The 16,522-nt window shown below is 60.5% G+C and carries 17 protein-coding genes; 13 read left to right on the top strand and 4 right to left on the bottom strand.

The genetic code is table 11. The annotated features are described in order from the left end of the window. Positions 1-208 precede the first annotated feature (208 nt). From A6V37_RS29985 to A6V37_RS29965, 6 genes are read left to right on the top strand one after another with little or no spacing between them, the layout of a single operon-like run. Positions 209-925: a c-type cytochrome gene (locus A6V37_RS29985; RefSeq protein WP_064265532.1), complete on the top strand. Its 717-nt coding sequence runs from the start codon at positions 209-211 to the stop codon at positions 923-925. Next, entirely contained in the window at positions 922-2,310 is a 1,389-nt protein-coding gene (locus A6V37_RS29980; RefSeq protein ID WP_064265531.1) for a c-type cytochrome, read from the top strand. The genes A6V37_RS29985 and A6V37_RS29980 overlap by 4 nt, the downstream gene beginning before the upstream one ends. A gap of 24 nt (positions 2,311-2,334) precedes the next feature. Next, positions 2,335-2,511 (top strand): hypothetical protein, encoded by a 177-nt coding sequence (locus A6V37_RS41570; protein ID WP_165614391.1) that lies wholly within the window; start codon positions 2,335-2,337, stop codon positions 2,509-2,511. A gap of 2 nt (positions 2,512-2,513) precedes the next feature. Then, complete coding sequence (locus tag A6V37_RS29975; protein WP_064265530.1) at positions 2,514-3,086, top strand: cupredoxin domain-containing protein; 573 nt, start codon at positions 2,514-2,516, stop codon at positions 3,084-3,086. Then, positions 3,073-4,698, top strand: a complete 1,626-nt coding sequence (locus A6V37_RS29970) for a b(o/a)3-type cytochrome-c oxidase subunit 1 (RefSeq protein ID WP_064286626.1) — start codon at positions 3,073-3,075, stop codon at positions 4,696-4,698. The genes A6V37_RS29975 and A6V37_RS29970 overlap by 14 nt, the downstream gene beginning before the upstream one ends. Then, on the top strand, positions 4,695-5,504 hold the full coding sequence (locus A6V37_RS29965; protein WP_064265528.1) for a c-type cytochrome: 810 nt from the start codon (positions 4,695-4,697) through the stop codon (positions 5,502-5,504). Before A6V37_RS29970 ends, A6V37_RS29965 begins: the two co-directional genes overlap by 4 nt. 72 nt (positions 5,505-5,576) lie before the next feature. Here A6V37_RS29965 and A6V37_RS29960 read toward each other — a convergent pair whose 3' ends face one another. Next, complete coding sequence (locus tag A6V37_RS29960; RefSeq protein ID WP_064265527.1) at positions 5,577-6,047, bottom strand: hypothetical protein; 471 nt, start codon at positions 6,045-6,047, stop codon at positions 5,577-5,579. Positions 6,048-6,770: 723 nt separating this feature from the next. On the opposite strand from A6V37_RS29960, the gene A6V37_RS29955 reads away from it, so the two are divergent. The 4 genes from A6V37_RS29955 to A6V37_RS29940 all read left to right on the top strand — a co-directional run bounded on the left by A6V37_RS29955 (position 6,771) and on the right by A6V37_RS29940 (position 10,175). Continuing rightward, on the top strand, positions 6,771-7,034 hold the full coding sequence (locus tag A6V37_RS29955) for a hypothetical protein (protein ID WP_131799803.1): 264 nt from the start codon (positions 6,771-6,773) through the stop codon (positions 7,032-7,034). A gap of 341 nt (positions 7,035-7,375) precedes the next feature. Continuing rightward, a complete protein-coding gene (locus A6V37_RS29950) occupies positions 7,376-8,119 on the top strand; it encodes a YoaK family protein (RefSeq protein WP_064265525.1) in 744 nt (247 codons plus the stop codon). Positions 8,120-8,655: 536 nt separating this feature from the next. Then, positions 8,656-9,366: a DUF4336 domain-containing protein gene (locus tag A6V37_RS29945; protein WP_208607901.1), complete on the top strand. Its 711-nt coding sequence runs from the start codon at positions 8,656-8,658 to the stop codon at positions 9,364-9,366. 353 nt (positions 9,367-9,719) lie between these two features. Further along, complete coding sequence (locus A6V37_RS29940) at positions 9,720-10,175, top strand: cupin domain-containing protein (protein ID WP_064265523.1); 456 nt, start codon at positions 9,720-9,722, stop codon at positions 10,173-10,175. 82 nt (positions 10,176-10,257) lie between these two features. On the opposite strand, the gene A6V37_RS29935 is transcribed toward A6V37_RS29940, so the two are convergent. Continuing rightward, a complete protein-coding gene (locus A6V37_RS29935) occupies positions 10,258-10,728 on the bottom strand; it encodes a GNAT family N-acetyltransferase (protein ID WP_242665711.1) in 471 nt (156 codons plus the stop codon). A 262-nt stretch (positions 10,729-10,990) separates the two neighbouring features. Here A6V37_RS29935 and A6V37_RS29930 point away from each other — a divergent pair, with 262 nt between their 5' ends. After that, entirely contained in the window at positions 10,991-11,452 is a 462-nt protein-coding gene (locus tag A6V37_RS29930; protein ID WP_064265651.1) for a cache domain-containing protein, read from the top strand. Between the two features lie 182 nt (positions 11,453-11,634). Then, positions 11,635-13,314, top strand: a complete 1,680-nt coding sequence (locus A6V37_RS29925) for an ABC-F family ATP-binding cassette domain-containing protein (protein ID WP_064265522.1) — start codon at positions 11,635-11,637, stop codon at positions 13,312-13,314. 57 nt (positions 13,315-13,371) lie between these two features. Here A6V37_RS29925 and A6V37_RS29920 read toward each other — a convergent pair whose 3' ends face one another. Further along, on the bottom strand, positions 13,372-14,358 hold the full coding sequence (locus A6V37_RS29920) for a zinc-dependent alcohol dehydrogenase family protein (RefSeq protein WP_064265521.1): 987 nt from the start codon (positions 14,356-14,358) through the stop codon (positions 13,372-13,374). A gap of 111 nt (positions 14,359-14,469) precedes the next feature. Between A6V37_RS29920 and A6V37_RS29915 the strand changes: the two genes are divergently transcribed. Next, the gene (locus A6V37_RS29915; RefSeq protein ID WP_064265650.1) at positions 14,470-15,339 is read left to right on the top strand and encodes a LysR family transcriptional regulator; all 870 of its coding nucleotides are present in this window, start codon (positions 14,470-14,472) and stop codon (positions 15,337-15,339) included. Positions 15,340-15,352: 13 nt separating this feature from the next. Here A6V37_RS29915 and A6V37_RS29910 read toward each other — a convergent pair whose 3' ends face one another. Beyond that, on the bottom strand, positions 15,353-16,204 hold the full coding sequence (locus A6V37_RS29910) for a hypothetical protein (RefSeq protein ID WP_064265520.1): 852 nt from the start codon (positions 16,202-16,204) through the stop codon (positions 15,353-15,355). Positions 16,205-16,522 lie beyond the last annotated feature (318 nt).

The following is a 16,522-nucleotide window of genomic DNA, read 5'->3' as shown; positions in this document are numbered from 1 at the left end:
ATCTTTGTCTTGTAAAGCAATCGCATCACGATGGCGAATAAACACTCGCCGTCCAATTTATGTCCGCCTCGACTTGCTGTTTTCGCAATCGCTGTAATAGAAAGTTGGCGGAGTTGAGCTGCGTCGTCCGTCGGAACCATAAGCAAATTCACGGGCGAACGCGCGCGAAATAAAACAAATTAAAGAACGTTCCCTATCGAGGCCTGGCGTGCACCATAGAACGATCGGATCGTCGATTCTGCTTGTGCTTTACGTCATGTGGAGCGGCGTGGCGCTTGCCGCCACGGGCGCGTCCGACGCCATGCCGTCAGCCATGGACGAGCGCGTGCGCGCCTGCACCTCGTGTCATGGCGTGCAAGGCCAGGGCCTGAACAACGACTACTTCCCGCGCATTGCCGGCAAACCGGCCGACTACCTGTTCAACCAGTTGACCGCATTTCGCGACGGTGGCCGCACCTATCCGCCAATGGGCTATCTGGTGGCCTTTTTGCCCGACGACTATCTGCGCAAGATCAGCCAATACTTCGCCGATCTGCAACCGCCCTACCCCAACGCCGACCAAAGCGACGTCGCACCCGCCGTGCTCGCGGCCGGCGAGCGCCTCGTCACGCAAGGCGATCCGGCTCGCAAGATACCAGCGTGCATTGCCTGTCACGGAGCGCGCATGACCGGCACGCAACCCGGCATTCCAGGTCTGCTCGGCCTGCACGCAAGCTATATCGCGGGCCAGATGGGCACCTGGCGTTCGGGCACGCGTCACGCGCTTGCGCCGGACTGCATGCATTCGATCGCCGTCAAGCTGACCGACAAGGACATCACCGCGGTATCGAGCTGGCTCGCACGCCAGCCGCGTCCGGCCGATCCTCGCCCCGCACCGGCGTCCGGCGAACGGCTGCCTCTCGCCTGCGGGAGCCAACCGCAATGAAGCCGACTCTTCGCTCTCCGCGCTCTTTCCGCGCTCTGCGCTCCGCCTTGCTCACGCTGACGAAGCGCCGCCGCACGCCGGCATCGCTCGTGTCAGGTGTGCTGGTTGCCGGCGCGCTGGTAGCCGGCAGCGCCTTGCTTCTGCGCGCCTCGCATACGCCGCTGATCGCTACCGCACGCGCCGCCGAAACCACAGCCGCTTCGGCTCCGGGTGGCAGCGCGGATACGCGTCCCGACATCGTCAAACGCGGTGAGTACCTGGCGCGCGCAGGCGACTGCGTGGCCTGCCACACTGCGCCGCGCGGCAAACTGTTCGCAGGCGGCCTCGCCATGGAAACGCCGTTCGGCACGCTCTATTCGCCGAACATCACACCGGATGCGCAGTACGGCATCGGCACGTGGAGCCAGGACGCGTTCTTCAAGATGATGCGCACCGGCCGCACGCCCGACGGCACGCTGATCTACCCCGCCATGCCGATCGCGCAATACACCAAGGTCACGCGCGAAGACTCGGACGCGATCTTCGCCTATCTGAAGACAGTCACACCGGTACGCCAGCCGAATCACAAGCACTCGCTGCGCTTCCCGTTCAATCAGCGCAAGCTGCTATACGGCTGGCGCACGCTGTATTTCCGCGAGGGTGAATTCCAGCCTGATCCGACCAAATCGGTCGAATGGAACCGCGGCGCGTACCTCGTCGAAGGGCTCGGGCATTGCACCATGTGCCACACCAAGATCAACATGCTTGGCGGGTCCTCGCAAAGCGAGCAGTTCGCCGGCGGCCTGATTCCGGTGCAGAACTGGTATGCGCCATCGCTGACGTCGGACAAGGACGGTGGCCTCGGCGACTGGAGCATCAAGGACATCGTCGATCTGCTGCAAGCGGGCATTTCCGATCGCGGCGCCGTGTACGGCCCAATGGCCGAAGTCACGTACCACAGCCTGCAATACATGACTGACGACGACATCAAGGCAATGGCCGCCTATCTGAAGACCTTGCCAGCCAACCGCGGCCGCAAGTCTGGGCCGTCGGCGCCGACCAACACCAACGTATTCGCACTCGGCGAAAAGATCTACGCCGATAAGTGCGCGCTCTGCCATGGCGCCAAGGGCGAAGGACAACTGCAGCATTACCCGCCGCTCGCCGGCAATCAGTCGATCGAAATGGACTCGGCGGTCAACCCGATCCGCATCGTGCTCAACGGCGGTTTCCCGCCGGGCACCATGCGCAATCCGGAACCGTACGGGATGCCGCCGTTCGGTCAGGAACTGAATGACACCGATGCCGCTGCCGTGGTGACGTACATCCGCACGGCGTGGGGCAATCACGGCCTGCCCGTGACGTCGCGCGAAGTCAACGAGTTGCGCAAGGCGCCGTTGCATTGAACCGCTGCACTGGAGAACCTTTAGATGGAAGCGAACGATACCCACGGCGCTGCTCCGCCTACGGATGACGAAGTGGAGCGCGTCGTCGCCGCCGGGCCGCATGGCGCGATTGCTCTCGCCGGCGTGGCGACGCTGATCGTCATGGCGATCTGGTTCGCCTTCTACTTTCTCGTGTTTCTGCCGCGCGGCGTCATCCACTGATCATGTCGACTGATTCCAATCATCAATCGGGTAGCGGCCACGCGGTCGCGTTACGCGCCGAGCGTCGCTGGGCCATGTTCGCCGCCGCGCTGATCGTGCTGATGCTGGCCGTCATCGTGTTCTCGGGGCTGCACTGGGCGATGATGCCGCCCTCGCGCGTCGAAACCATCGACCCGTCGCGTCTGCAACTGTCCGGCGAATTCGTTGAAGACAATCTCGGCAGCGCGGTCGAACCCGACGGCTCGGTTGTCGTGCGCTTCATCGCGCAGCAGTACTCGTTCACGCCGCAATGCCTGCTCGTGCCCGCCGACACGCCGATCACGATTCGGACCACCAGCGCCGACGTCGTGCATGGCCTGCTCGTCACCGACACCAACATCAACACGATGGTCATGCCCGGCTACGTTGCCACACTGAATACGCGTTTCGACAAGCCTGCCGATCACACCATGCCGTGCCACGAGTTCTGCGGCTTCGGCCACCAGACCATGTGGGCGCACGTCAAAGTGATCGACAAAGCCGCCTTCTTCGAACAAGCCCGACAATCACGGAGGCTGAGCTGTGTTTCACGCTAAGCGACTCGTTCTCGCGCACTTCTGGCTCGCCTTCATTGCGTTTCTGATCGCGCTGTTTCTCGGCGCCTGGCAGATGCTGGTACGCAGTCCGCTGCTACCGTGGGTCGGCGACCCGGAGCTCTACTATCGTTCGGTGACCGCGCACGGCACGGTGATGGCCTACGTGTTGCCCACTCTGGTGGCGATGGGCTTCGGCTATGCGATCGTCGAACTCGCGCTTGCTCAGCGCCTCGCCGGTCTCAAATGGGCATGGGCCGCGTTCGTCATGCTGGCAGTCGGCGCGGTGATGGCCATGGTGCCGGTCTCGCTCGGCCAGGCATCGGTGCTGTTCACCTTCTATCCGCCGATGATCGGCAGTCCGTTCTATTACCTCGGCGTGGTGCTGGTGGTGGTCGGCTCGTGGATCTGGGTCGCGCTGATGCACGTCAATCTGCGCATCTGGAAGCGCGCCAACCCCGGCAAACCAGTGCCGCTCGCGATGTTCGCCAACGTGGCGGGCGCCTACCTGTGGGCCTGGACCGCGGTCGGCGCGGCGCTCGAGATCCTGCTGCAGATTTTGCCGGTCGCCTTCGGCCTCACCAATACGATCGACGCGGGCCTCGCACGCGTCCTGTTCTCGTGGACGCTGCACGCAATCGTCTACTTCTGGCTGGTGCCGGCTTATATCGCGTACTACACGCTGGTGCCGCGAGCGATCGGCGGACGGCTCTACAGCGATTCGATGGCGCGCGTGTCGTTCATTCTGTTCCTCGTGTTCGCGATGCCGATCGGCATCCACCATCTGTTCGCCGACCCGCAGGTCGGTGCCGGCTTCAAGTTCCTGCATGCCGTGTTCACGGGCATGGTGTCGGTGCCGACGCTGCTGACGGTGTTCACGATTTGCGCGTCGGTCGAGATCGCCGGCAGGCTGCGCGGCGGCAAGGGAACATTCGGCTGGCTTGCCGCGCTGCCCTGGCAGAACCCGATGATGCTCGTGATCGCGTTTTCGTTCGTGATGCTGGGTCTCGGTGGCGCGGGCGGGCTGATCAACATGAGCTATCAGCTGAACTCGACCGTGCACAACACGCAGTGGGTGACCGGACACTTCCATCTGATCTTCGGCGGCGCGATCTTCATCATGTACTTCGCGATCGCTTATGAACTGTGGCCGCAACTTACCGGCCGCGCGATTGTGTCCGCGAAGCTGGTGCGCACGCAACTGTGGCTGTGGTTCATCGGGATGATGGTGGTGACGCTGCCGTGGCACTACGTCGGCCTGCTCGGCGCGCCGCGCCGCATGGCCTATTACGACTACAACATGCCGGGTATGCAGGCGCAGGCGTTCTGGGTCGGCATGTCGGCGGTTGGCGGATTGATTCTCGTGGTGTCAGGCGTGCTGTTCATCTACATTCTTGCGAAGTCGCAATTCGGGCCAGCAGTTCAGCAACAGAGTTTCCGCTTTGCAAGCGCGGCACATCCGGTGGATCATGTGCCCGCTGCACTCAACAGCTTTGGTTTGTGGGTGGCGTTGATGATCGGGCTGACGGTCGTCAACTACAGTGTGCCGATCATGCAGTTGCTCAGATTGCCGCAGACGTCCGTGCCGGCAGTCGTCGTCGGAGCGCAGCGATGAATCAGGAACGCGTCTTCAGCTTGCGCAACCCATGGTTCACGATCAGCGTGGGCAGCGTGATCGCGATGGCTATCGTGTCGATACTCATCGGCTTCGTCTGGTTGCCGTCGGCGAACGGCGCGTTCAGCGGGCAGAGCCTATGGGCGACGATCTGCAGCGCAGCGGGTGCGCCGTCGAGCTGGTACGGCGGCGCCAACGTCGCGGGTCCGGCGCCAAGCGAAGTGGTAGTGCTGCCGCCGTTGCGGCGCGTGCGAGCCGATGCGGTTTCGATTGGCCGCGGCGCGACGATTGCGACACAAAATTGCTCGATGTGTCACGGCGTGCAGGGCACTCCTCCGGTGACCGCGCCCGCCTTGGCCGGACAGCATGCCGATGTGGTTTATAAGGAATTGCGCGACTACCAGAACGGCGTGCGGCAAAGCTCGGTCATGCAGGCGATCATCGCCGCGCGCAGCGATCAGGATCTGCATGATCTGGCGGCTTACTATGCGTCGCTGCCGAAAGGTCCGGCGGCGGAGAGTGCGTCTGCCGGCGCGGGGCCGGATGCGATTGCGGTGAGACTTGCGATGCAGGGCGATCCGCAGCGCAATATCGCGCCTTGCGCGGCATGCCATGGCCAGCTCGACCGCAAGGGTGCCGCGCCGTGGCTAGGCGGGCAATCGTCGGCTTATCTTGCTGCGCAGATGCAGGCCTTTGCGTCCGGTGCCCGGCATAACGATATCAATGAGCAGATGCGGAATGTGGCAAGACAGATGACCTCTGCGGAGATTGATGGTCTGGCTAAGTATTACGCTGCTATGCAGTGATGGGGACGCTTCAAGGCGCGAACATTGCTCGCGCCTTTTTCATTCCTGCGGAGTTGAGGCAGCTAGTGCCGGTTAATGTGCAACGGCAAACGGCTGTTCGGCATGCTCCGCTCGCGGCGCGACGTTAGAGCGCACCGGCTTGGATCGCACGGTATCCGCAGGCTCCGCGTTCGGCTCGTCATCTGAATTCACCCGCGCTGCCCCAGACAGAAGGCTCGCCGCACATTTGGCGGTGATGCGGCTATGAGGCACGCCCTTCGCATCAAGCGCGATCACCTGGTACAGTTCGCGGTCGCATTCAATTTCCCGCTCGTACGCTTCGCCAGTTTCGACAAACAGTTCCAGCAACGCGCGCTGGCTTTGCCGCTCGTCCCTTGTTATGCAAGGAGTCCTGTATATTGAAGCCGCAAGCGTAACCAGTCTTTTGAGTTGATCCAATTGCCGATTGCACAGATCGAAAGCTGAAAGCGCGAGTTTCTCGTACTGGAGCGCATCAACGGGCGCGCGTGGGGTTGCTTGAGGTTTGCTGGCAGATTTGCTCATGGTGCGATTTCCGGTTCGTTCTTGAATCGCCCGACACTCGCTAAAAGATGGGGTGAGCGGGCACGTGGCGAGTTTGAGAGACCGGGCGTAAAACCATAACCGGCGAGCCTTGCGGCTCCCTCACCACGGCCCGCCCATAGAAAAAGGCGCGCAGATGGCTAGGCACTACCCACTTTCGCGGGTAGTGCGGTTTTACGCTACGGGCTCTCACACCCGCGCCGTTTTGTCTAACGGCAGGAACAATCTAAACCACCTGTTTTTTGAGACGATCAACCAACCAGGCTAAACACGCAAATTATATCTAATCTTTACATTTGGTCCTGATCCGAAGAATGAAGTCCGTCAGGAGAGAACTAAGTCCGTCATGGCGCTTCGGACGGACACGTGACATTTAAGTGCAAGTGTCTCGGTCGGCTGCTCGGACCACTCCGTCGGTAAGCCAGGGTTGATTAGCAGAGCGGGGGAAATGGCCCGCAGGTGCCAGTTCGTGTCGGACCGTACCCGGCCAAATTCAGACAGTCGACATGCGCTCCTGGATCGTTAACAATCGCGGATGAAGCCCGGATACGCGTACGAATTGGCGGCAAGACGTGCCGCACGGTAGGTCGCAATGCATTGCGGACACTGCCGTAGCAGTGGTGCTTGAAATTGAATACTCTATCTTGTGGTAGAAAAATGCATACTCACATTCCAAGCGTCACGTCCGCTCTGTTGGTGATGTTCATGAATGGCTTGGTCTATTTGCTTGCCATGAATGCCGTGTTCGATCGACTCAGAGAGAGACATCCGGTTACTTACAATCTCCTCAACAGGCCCAAAATGGGGCGCGGAGGATTCAATTGGCCAACCATGCAATGGATGTTGCAAAGAGGCTATAAGTCGATCGACGACAGATTTTTGAAAGTGTTAGCAGACCTTGGGCTAGTTACCGGGATACTTCAAGCAGCAGGCGCGGTGCTGCTACTCGCATTCTTCAGTCACCCATAGCTTCGCAGCTTGGCAACAAACCGAACTCATATAGTCGTCTCAAATGGCGGTTTCATGGTGCGATGAATGTCCCTTGTGGGTGGCGGATTCAACCGCTCGTCATCCGTCTCGGTTCGGCCAAAAAGTGACGGGCGGCATTTCAGGGGCGCAGTCGGCTATCGATTCATGAGCCGACATTCCCATTACTGCTAGCCGTGCATGACCATGCGGCGACCGCCAACCGGATGGAGTCGACGCAGGGAGCTAGACCCGAGCGAATCAGCTTCGTCTCATGTTAGGATCGACTGATTAACTCGTGCGCAACCTTTCTGGGGCACGTCGCCGATACCGAGGCAATCCGCATGCCCATCAATTATCTTCGCGGTTTCACGAAGCCTGAGCGCAGCGACGTCGCGAATCGTCGCCTCGGGCGATCGCTCGCGTTCGTCGCTGGAGCAGCCAACGCTGGCGGATTCCTAGCTGTGGGTCAGTACACCTCACACATGTCTGGCATTGTGTCGTCGCTTGCCGATAACGTCGCGCTTGGCGACATCAATGTGGCCGTGGCGGGATTGAGTTCCTTGTTGTCGTTCCTTGTCGGGGCGGCCACGTCAGCGATCCTGATTAACTGGGGGCGACGTAGGCGCTTGCAGAGCCAATACGCGATGCCGTTGATGCTCGAGGCGTCGCTGCTTCTCCTCTTCGGTGTTCTCGGCTCGAATCTGGAGTCCCACCACGTGCTGTTCGTGCCCGCTACCGTCTGTCTTCTCTGCTACGTGATGGGGCTGCAGAACGCTATGATCACCAAGGTTTCAAAGGCGGAAATTCGGACGACACACGTCACCGGTCTTGTGACAGATATTGGCATTGAGCTTGGTAAGCTGTTCTATTGGAATGTCGGGGCAATACCCGGCAACCTGGTCCGCGGAGATCGACAGAAACTAGGGCTTCTCGGATCGCTGTTACTGTCGTTCCTGGTGGGCGGATTAACTGGCGCAGTAGGCTTTAGACATCTAGGATTTGTGTCGACCGTTCCTCTTGCGATCGTCCTTCTTACTCTCGCCGTTGTCCCAATCGTCGACGATGTGCGTGCTTATCGCAGTTAGGCGAAACGCCAGGCTGCATAGCTTGATAGGTGTCTGCATTCGCGCGGAAAGCGGACACGGATCGGCGCTAGTTGATCGGCCGAGTTGGGTCGACCAGAGCCGGTCGTCGTCAGGCTCGGTCGGCCATCTTCAGCCGCTCGCAGTCGCGCCAACATGGTCATTCAGACGCCTGCCCTACTCAAAAAGCGGACTATCGTGCTTGGATCGTGTTGGATGAGTGGATAAGTTGTCGGCCAAACCCGACATTCGAATGTTGGCGCTTGTAGTCATTTAAAGTTTGCTTTCCTGACATGTACGCCTCGGCGACGGCGATTGTCAGGCTCCCACGGGCGATCAGCAGCGAGTCCTTGCTTGCGGCTGGAATCCAAAACGCCGAGTTGATGCCAGTTGCCCCACGTTCAGATCTTGTCCAGCGCTCCCGCGTAAGCAGGTCCAGTTCAGGCACGCCCTGCCGAAGTTTGCCGGAGTGGCGACGGCCCGCTTCCACTGTCTCTGAGGTTTGTACTCATTTGACAGTATCGATGGCACGATCTTGAATGGTTGAGATACAAACATTATCGGATTTGACGATGCCAGCTCTTCAGCCATTTGCACAGAATATCTGGACCGCATTAGCCCCCCATTCTTTCATGGGTTTGCATGTCGGCACGCGCATGGCGGTCATCCGGCTGTCATCGGGTAAGCTGCTGCTGCATTCGCCTATCCCATTGAGCAGCGAATTGCGGGCCGCAATCGATGCCTTGGGACCAGTCGCGCACATCGTCTGTCCGAACCTTTTTCATCACATGTATGCTGCAGAAGCTGCGGCGGCTTATCCGCAGGCAATTCTGCACGGCCCGGCAGCCTTGCAACGCAAGCGCAAGGATCTCCGCTTCGGGGCGGTGCTGACGGATCAGCCTCATCCGGACTGGCACGACGACCTGGAACTACTGACGATCGAAGGCTGCATGCTGGGCGAGACGGTTTTCTATCACCGCGACACGCGTACGCTGATCGCCTGCGACCTGGTGGAGAACTTTCAGCAATCGTCTCACTGGCTGACGCGCAACTATCTGCGCCTGGGGGGTGTCCTCGGCGAGGTCGGATGGCATCCGCTGCTGCGAATCGCCTATCGCGACCGCAAGCGCGCCCGCGCCTGCATCGATCGGTTGCTCACCTGGCCATTCGAACGCGTCGTGCTCGCACATGGCGACCTCTTGACCGACAACGCCCACGCCCAGGTGCGCACGGGTCTGGCCTGGCTCTGAGCGTGCATCACTTAGAGCCTATCGGAATTTGGACGGAATCCGATTACATGCCGCCATGAATGCCGACATAGCCGTCCGCTGGACACTCGAAACCGGCCATTGATGCAGAGCGGACTCCGCGGACCGCCTCGGTTCGTGCGTTGCCGATCGTAGTGCAATGCGTAGGAAAGTATGCACATAGCGTGAGGCGGCACGCGACCACAATCGGTCCTTCGACATGAGCTTTTACATCGTGGACAATCAGCATGCACACGCACGTCGAGTTTACGTGCAGCGCTGCGATCCTCAGCACATGACCACGGAACGCACACTTACCGCGCCATCGGCGTTCCCATATTCGGACAAGATAGACGATGAGTCATCCACGAGAATTTTTAACAGCCGCAGACATTGTGGCGATGGAACCAGAGCGTTCCGTCCATCCGTTGAACGAGAATGCGGTCCGGTTGAAGAGGTCGCTTGGCGACGCAACAGGACTGACGCAGCTCGGTTTTCATCTGATGACGCTGATGCCGGGACACGAATCGACGGAATATCACCGGCATCTCTACGCGGAAGAATGCGTCTATATTCTTTCCGGCATCGGCGCGGCGACTGTTGACGACCGCACCTATCCGATTGGTCCAGGAGATTTCATGGGGTTCCCGCGCGGCGGTGCCGCCCACACGATGCTAAATACAGGTGACGTGCCCTTGGTTTACATCGTTGCTGGCGACCGACTGGAACATGACGTGTGTGATTATCCGAGGCAGGGTAAGCGGCTGTACAAGGCCGGTGTCAACAAGGTCTTTGTGGATCAGAACACGTAACCGAAGAAACCGAACCTGCGAACGACTACCGTCTACGACGATTGGAGGGCCGGGTTCGGCATTCCCGCGTCTCGTCGTTCGACTAAAGCACCTTTTTCATCGACGGTGCAGTGTGAAGCACAAAGTTCTGACGCTCATAGAATGAAACAGCCTCCGGTCTCGCGTCGAGAAACACGGTACCCATGTCGCGAGCCCGTGCGTCGGCTTCTGCATAGTCCATCAACGCTTGACCCGTACCGCTTCCCCGAGCTTTGGCGGTAACGACAAGATCATCGATGTGCAGATGCGCTCCGCGCGCCAGCGTATGGACCGGCCTCATCCCCATGACACCGAGAAGCTCGCCGTTCTCGAACGCTCCCACGAGCTCGTAACCAGAATGTGATTGCCGCCGCACTCGCTGCAGGAACTCCGCCTCGTCCAGTGAGCGCAATTGGGAAATGACTGGAAAGGCTTGTGCCCATTCAACCGGGGTAAGCCGTCGAATGTTGACATTGGTGCGGCGAGTCTGCGTCATAGCTTGTAACCCGTCTTTAAAGGATGTCAATTCTTGCACACAAGTCCGCCCTGTCTCACTGCTCAATGTGCGCTAGCGAGAACGACGAAGGACTGTTGCGGGTCGATAGCGGTCCTCTCGGTCGAGCCCAGGATCGACGCGATGGGTCAAATCCGTAAATTTCCACCCCACCTCTTTTTATCAGCTCGTCGGCGGGCACGAGTAGACTGGTCAATTGGGGCAATGTTTGGATATGGTGACTTGCTGCCTGTGCACGGTGCATGACAATTGCAAATTGCTCGAAGAGCAGGGAGGAATGTCCATGTTTCGTAAACTCGTGATTGGCGCGCTAGGCGCCGTGGCTGTCTTGCTCTCGACTACGGCATTCGCGCAAGGTACTGCGGCGGACGCTAAGGCCATGCTTGAAAAGACGGTTGCGGCGATCAAAGCCGATAAGGCCAGGACGCTCGATCAGATCAACAACGGCGAAAACGGCTTCCTTGTTGGCGACCTCTATCCGTTCTGCTTCAATCTCAGCGATGGACTCCTCGTCGCGGTCGGCAATCCCAACGTTAAGAGACTGCTCGGCAAGGATGCGAGGACATTCAAGGACCCTACGGGCGACGTATATGGCCCAAGGCTCTACGACGCGGCAAAAGAGGGCCAGGTCAATGAGGTCAGCTACATGTCTCCCAAGGCCGGCGCTGACAACACGTGGGTGCCAAAGGCGAGCTTCGTTACCGCGGTCGCCGGCTTGGGATGCGGCGTCGGTTACTACAAGTAGTCCGGCCAAAGAATCCGACATTCACCGCTATGTTCGCTGGCCCCGCAGCCGGTACGCCCGGTGCGTCAGGGCCTGCCTTGCTTTGTGGCCGGTGGGCGCCGCAAAGCGCAAGCGGCTCAGAAAATAGGCGGCCCTGCACGTCCGGTCGGCTATCATGCCTATCCTCTCCGAAGTAGCTCCTTATGATTTCCGTCCGTAATCTCACGCTGCGCCGCGGCGTCAATGTCGTACTCGACAACGCGTCCATCACTTTCACCCCCGGCGAAAAGATTGGTCTTGTCGGCCGCAATGGCGCCGGCAAGTCGTCCTTCTTCGGCCTTCTCAACGGCACGCTGCACGAAGATAGCGGCGAGTTCTCGATTCCCGCTGCGTGGAAGATGGGCCAGGTCGCGCAGGAGATGCCGGAGACCGAGCAGAACGCGACCGACTTCGTAGTCGAGGGTGACACCGTGCTGCTGGCCGCGCAGGCCGAAGTAGCCGCTGCTGAGGCCAGTGACGACGGTATGCGCATGGCGCACGCCTACATGGACCTGCACGACGCCGGTGCGCACGATGCCCCCGCACGTGCCCAAGCGCTGATCCTGGGCCTTGGCTTCAGTGATGCGCAGCTTAGCCAGCCGGTCAACAGTTTCTCCGGCGGCTGGCGCATGCGACTGCAGCTGGCGCGCGCGCTCATGTGCCCGTCCGACCTGCTGCTGCTCGACGAGCCGACCAATCACCTCGACCTCGACGCGCTGGTCTGGCTGGAAGCCTGGCTCAAGCGCTATCAAGGAACCCTGGTAGTGATCAGCCACGATCGCGAATTCCTAGACTCGGTGACGCAGGTGACGGTGCACGTAGACAACGCGAAGCTTGTGCGTTACGGCGGCAACTACAGCAAGTTCGAAGAGATGCGCGCTGAGCAACTCGTCTTGCAGCAGGCCGCGGTGGCCAGGCAGGCGGACAAGATCGCCCACCTGCAGAAATTCATCGACCGTTTCAAGGCCAAGGCCTCGAAGGCGAAGCAGGCGCAGAGCCGAGTCAAGGCGCTCGAACGCATGGAGAAGATCGCCCCCGTGCTTGCCGACGCAGAGTTCACCTTCGAGTTCAAGGAGCCGCTCAACGTCCCGAACCCGCTGTTGTCGATGCTGGACGCGAGCTTCGGCTACCCGGCGCCGACCGACGCACTGCCCGGCACGCCGCCCACGGTCATCGTGCGGGGCATCAACCGTTCCGTGCTGGCCGGGCAGCGTATCGGCATCCTCGGTGCCAACGGCCAAGGCAAGTCCACGCTGGTGAAGACGGTGGCGCACGCACTGGCGCCGATTGCTGGTGAAATCAGCGAAGGAAAGGGCCTGAACATCGGCTACTTCGCCCAGCAGGAGCTCGACGTGCTGCGCCCGCTCGACACGCCGATGGAACATATGATCCGCCTCGCCAAGGACACGCCACCGCACATGCGCGCGCCCGGCCAGAGTGGCACTGAACAATCGCTGCGCACCTTCCTCGGCACCTTCAACTTTAGTGGCGACACGGTCCATCAGGCGGTTAGCACAATGAGCGGCGGCGAAAAGGCGCGGCTCGTGTTGTGCATGATCGTGTGGCAGCGCCCCAACCTGCTGCTGCTCGACGAGCCTACCAACCACCTCGATCTGGCCACACGCGAAGCGCTAGCCATGGCGCTCAACGAATTCGAAGGCACGGTGATGCTGGTCAGTCACGACCGGGCCCTGTTGCGCGCCGTATGTGATGAGTTCTGGCTGGTCACCAAGGGCGGCGTCGAGCCCTTCGACGGGGATCTGGACGATTACCAGCAGTTCCTGCGCGACGAAGCCCGTAGCATGCGCGAGCAGGCTGCCGCGGAGCAGAAGGTCATGGCCTGAGATACTCTCAGGCGGGCGGCGGGCGTTGCATGGGAGGCGGCGCGCGGACGTTCAATCTCACGCGACATCCACCACGATTTTCCCGCGCGCGGTGGCGTTCGTGATGGCGTCATAGGCGAGTTCCGCGGACCGCAAGTCGAACCGGCGGGGATCGAGGTTCGGCGTGAGCTTACCGGCTTCGACGAACCGTGTGGCCTCGCGCAGCATCGCTCCGTGGTGCGCGCGATACATGCCCGTCAGAATCGGATAGAGGGTGAAGACCCCCGAGTACGTGGCTTCTCGGAAAGACAGCGGCGCCAGCGCATGCGTACCCCAACCCAACGCGCTGACAACATGGCCAAAATGCTTGACCGCCGCAAACGAAGCATCGAGCGATGGACCGCCGACGGTGTCGACAACGAGGTCGAAGCCAGTGCCTTGCGTCAACGATGCGACATACTGTTCGACGGATTGCGACCGGTAGTCGATTGGCGTAGCGCCCAGGCGCGCAACGAGATCGTGGTCGCGTGAACTTGCTGTTGCAAAAACTTGAGCACCGAGTGCGCGCGCCAGTTGCACCGAGACATGTCCGACACCGCCTGCTCCGCCCTGTACCAGCACAGTTTGGCCCGCTTGCAGATGGGCCCGGTCGACAATGCCGGAATAGGAGGTGATGAACGCGAGCGGCAGCGCCGCGGATTCACGCATCGACAGGTTGGCCGGCTTGATCGCAAGCAGGTCGGCATCGACCGCCGCATACTGGGCCAGCGAGCCCTGAATGCCGCCGACGCCGCCCGTCATACCGTAGACCTCGTCGCCGACATGGAAAGCGGTCACGCCCGGCCCGACGGCATCGACCACGCCAGCCATATCGATGCCGAGCACCAGCGGCAGTGGATGCTTCGCATGCGCCGCGCTGCCAGCGCGGATCTTGGTGTCGAGCGGATTGAGACCGCTTGCGGCAATGCGCACGCGCACCTGGCCGTGTGCGGGTTCGGGCATCGAGACTTCAGTCAATTCGAGCGGGCCGTTGTAGCGGTTGAGGACGAGCGCCTGCATGGTCATGGTGGGTTCCTATCGGGTTGCTTTTCCGTCGAGCGAACGGGTCAATGCGCTCATCATGGTTTATGCTAAAACGCATGTAAATCAATGTTTTCGCACAAGAGCCATGCAAATATGAATGACGCCAACCTGGATTGGAGCGACGTCCGGATCTTTCTGGCGATTGCCCGCTGCGGCACGCTTGGGGCAGCAGCGAAGCGCGTGGGCCAGACCCAGCCCACCATGGGGCGCAGGTTGCGTGCGCTCGAAGAAGCGCTTGGGCATACGCTGTTCCAGCGCACGAGCGACGGCTTTGTCCTGACGGATGAGGGCACGGCGGTGCTCGCTTATGCCGAGCGAATGGAAGAGGAAGCGCTTGGCTTCACGCGCGCGCTTACCGGGAAAGAGACCCAGTTGACCGGTCTGCTGCGCGTCTCCTCGTCGGACTGGTTCGGCGAGCACATACTCACACCGGTGTTCGCGCGCTTTCTGGCTAAGCACCCGGGAATCTCGTTGGAACTCCTCACGGATTCGCACCTCTATAACCTCGCGCGGCGCGAGGCGGATCTGCTGTTCCGCATCACGCCGTTCGACGAACCTGACGTCATCCGGCGCAAGCTGATGCACATCGACTATGCGTTGTACGGGCACGTCGATCTGGTTCCGCCGTCACGCGGCGAGGGTGACGGCTACACGCTGATCAGCATGGACAGCGCGTTCGGTTTGCTGCCCGACGTCGAGTGGGTCAAGCGCATGCTGCCTCGGGCCAGGATCGGTTTCGGCAGCAATAATCGCGGCGTACAGGCACGCATGTGTGCTGAAGGATCTGGCTTCGCTGTCCTGCCGTGTCCGCTTGGTGATGCGACGCCGGGCATTCGGCGGATCGATTTGGGGGAAGCGCCGCCGGGTCGCGATGTCTGGCTTGGCTTTCACCGTGACTTACGTCGCGTCGCGCGACTGCGCGCACTTCTGGATGCAACGATCGATGCGCTCGCGAACGTTTGAGTCAGGTGGGCGATCAGAGCCTCTCGAGAACTTCAAGAAAGAGCAATATGAGGATGAAGAAGCCGATCCACCTTACCGTGGTCATGAGGGCAGAGAGCTTAAGGCCCAGTGAGTTCACTGCGTCCGCGACAGGGTTCGCCATTAATTCATCACCGCGACCGCCGCTCGCCGCCGCGGTACGCAATTGAGCCGTTGCGAGGTCAATACGAAGGTGGGTGACGTAGCCAATTGCGATTTCCGGACATTCAATTGCGCCGTCGCTTTTGCTGGGCCTGAGAAAAAGGTCCGGCTCGCGCTGAGGGTCAGCCATGGCACTTTCAGCTGTGTAGAGGTGTCGCAGCGCCAGTCCCAACTCGACTGCGCCAAACTGGCCATCAGACATCGCCTTCGAAAGCGCATGTATGCAGGCTTCGGGAATGTGGCAGGTGAGCCACCACTGATCGGGTTCGCCGGTCTCTGCGTCGGCCCGATTGGCGCCGAGACGAGCAGTACCGAGCGGCACGTCGGCAAACGAAATGCCGAGTTCGTCCTCCAACTCGCGCAGACCTAACCGGTCAGCCTTGCTGACGTCGCGTGCAGCGAAGGACACTTCAACGGTGCGCATCGTGTGTCCAGCGTCGCCGATAATCGACAGCTCCTGGCCATCGAGACGCGCCACTCCGTGCAGCGACGTGGTAAGTGTTGGCTGTTTGTCTGCGTCCAAAGGCTCTGCGAGTTGTTGCGTGACATGAAGCTGTTCCAACCTCAACCACATTGACCTGGCCGGAACATACGTGTGCCTCTCGCCATCCAACCCAACATGTTCGAGGGTGTGATCCTTCCGCTCAATTAATTCCGTCGCGACGTTTTTTTCCAAAAACTCCATGGCGCTCCCCCCGTGATTGCCTCAAACCCTTGGGCGATAGAGGACAAGGGTGTGGACACTGCCCGCCTGAGCGTGTGGTCAAAGCGCCGACGGTCGCGTATTGCAATGCAGCATGCTGATGGTAGGAATTCTACCCATCCGAACGTTTGGCGGATATTAGGAAGAGCACACATAAAGTGCAATTTCTTTCGGGTACCCGCGCGGCCGAGGCCAGAGACCGGCTATTCCCGCCCCGGCCCCGGGACCTCAATCGAGTGGTAGCTGTATCCCAGACTCTGCGAAGACCTCGCGTACGACGGACAATCCGTTCAGCGCCGC

It is taken from the genome of Paraburkholderia ginsengiterrae (genome assembly GCF_001645125.1).
Classification (GTDB): domain Bacteria; phylum Pseudomonadota; class Gammaproteobacteria; order Burkholderiales; family Burkholderiaceae; genus Paraburkholderia; species Paraburkholderia ginsengiterrae.
This window is presented reverse-complemented; position numbering and strand designations above follow the sequence as displayed.

Bases quoted from the DNA above. Each gene is read 5' to 3' on its own strand.
- A6V37_RS29925 (WP_064265522.1), top strand. From the start codon at position 11,635: ATGATTTCCGTCCGTAATCTCACGCTGCGCCGCGGCGTCAATGTCGTA.
- A6V37_RS29945 (WP_208607901.1), top strand. From the start codon at position 8,656: ATGGTTGAGATACAAACATTATCGGATTTGACGATGCCAGCTCTTCAG.
- A6V37_RS29940 (WP_064265523.1), top strand. From the start codon at position 9,720: ATGAGTCATCCACGAGAATTTTTAACAGCCGCAGACATTGTGGCGATG.
- A6V37_RS29975 (WP_064265530.1), top strand. From the start codon at position 2,514: ATGTCGACTGATTCCAATCATCAATCGGGTAGCGGCCACGCGGTCGCG.
- A6V37_RS41570 (WP_165614391.1), top strand. From the start codon at position 2,335: ATGGAAGCGAACGATACCCACGGCGCTGCTCCGCCTACGGATGACGAA.
- A6V37_RS29950 (WP_064265525.1), top strand. From the start codon at position 7,376: ATGCCCATCAATTATCTTCGCGGTTTCACGAAGCCTGAGCGCAGCGAC.
- A6V37_RS29965 (WP_064265528.1), top strand. From the start codon at position 4,695: ATGAATCAGGAACGCGTCTTCAGCTTGCGCAACCCATGGTTCACGATC.
- A6V37_RS29930 (WP_064265651.1), top strand. From the start codon at position 10,991: ATGTTTCGTAAACTCGTGATTGGCGCGCTAGGCGCCGTGGCTGTCTTG.
- A6V37_RS29980 (WP_064265531.1), top strand. From the start codon at position 922: ATGAAGCCGACTCTTCGCTCTCCGCGCTCTTTCCGCGCTCTGCGCTCC.
- A6V37_RS29960 (WP_064265527.1), bottom strand. From the start codon at position 6,047: ATGAGCAAATCTGCCAGCAAACCTCAAGCAACCCCACGCGCGCCCGTT.
- A6V37_RS29910 (WP_064265520.1), bottom strand. From the start codon at position 16,204: ATGGAGTTTTTGGAAAAAAACGTCGCGACGGAATTAATTGAGCGGAAG.
- A6V37_RS29955 (WP_131799803.1), top strand. From the start codon at position 6,771: ATGAATGGCTTGGTCTATTTGCTTGCCATGAATGCCGTGTTCGATCGA.
- A6V37_RS29920 (WP_064265521.1), bottom strand. From the start codon at position 14,358: ATGACCATGCAGGCGCTCGTCCTCAACCGCTACAACGGCCCGCTCGAA.
- A6V37_RS29915 (WP_064265650.1), top strand. From the start codon at position 14,470: ATGAATGACGCCAACCTGGATTGGAGCGACGTCCGGATCTTTCTGGCG.